2 protein-coding genes are annotated in these 686 nt (G+C 30.6%); both read left to right on the top strand.

The window, feature by feature from the left end; genetic code table 11:
- A partial coding sequence (locus tag OQH62_RS08585; RefSeq protein WP_266016152.1) for a hypothetical protein occupies window positions 1-454 on the top strand: 454 nt, incomplete at its 5' end.
- Window positions 451-686 (top strand): hypothetical protein (locus OQH62_RS08580; protein ID WP_266016150.1); only part of this gene is annotated, 236 nt, incomplete at its 3' end. The genes OQH62_RS08585 and OQH62_RS08580, both read left to right, overlap by 4 nt.

Raw genomic sequence — 686 nt, 5'->3', positions numbered from 1 at the left:
AAATGCAGATGATGGGGTGCAAGTATTAGAGCTTATTGATGATATAAAAGGTTCATCAAGTTGGTTATTGTCATACTTCGGGGCACCAAAGTTTGGAAAATTTTATGGTGGTAGTTATGCTTGGGGAACAATCCGAATCCCTATTCAGCCTAAAGTTGTAACCCTTACAGATTCTAAAGGACAAACTATCATTAGAAACAACTTCTTTATTCACGGAGGATGGGCTGCTGGAAGTGCTGGGTGTATAGATTTATGGAAAAACAATGATAATTTTTTTGAAATCTTTTTAAAATATGTAGAGAAATATAAAGAGGAGATTCTTAACAATCAAGGTAAAATTCCTTTGATAGTTAAGTATGAGGATACTACAAAGGTGGAGTGTGATAATGTTGGTTTTTCAGAACTAATTATTCACACTAACTATTGCAAACCAATTAAAGAGGAAAATCAATGAAACTAAAGATAATTAAGATTTGTATTGCGTCATTTTGGTTACTTTTATTTCTCGCTTTACTTTATGGAATGATATTTATATCAAGACGAAGTTTTGAAGTGCTATATCACGACTTTGATTTTTTATTAATTATTTTCTTTATGGGGTTTGCAAGTATTTTTTTAGAAAAGCTACACAATAATATTACTATTACCTACTTTTTATCGTGGTATTTTATTATGCCTATAATCTA

This window comes from Campylobacter sp. MIT 21-1684 (genome assembly GCF_026241315.1).
In the GTDB taxonomy this organism is placed as follows: Bacteria; Campylobacterota; Campylobacteria; order Campylobacterales; family Campylobacteraceae; genus Campylobacter_D.
This window is presented reverse-complemented; position numbering and strand designations above follow the sequence as displayed.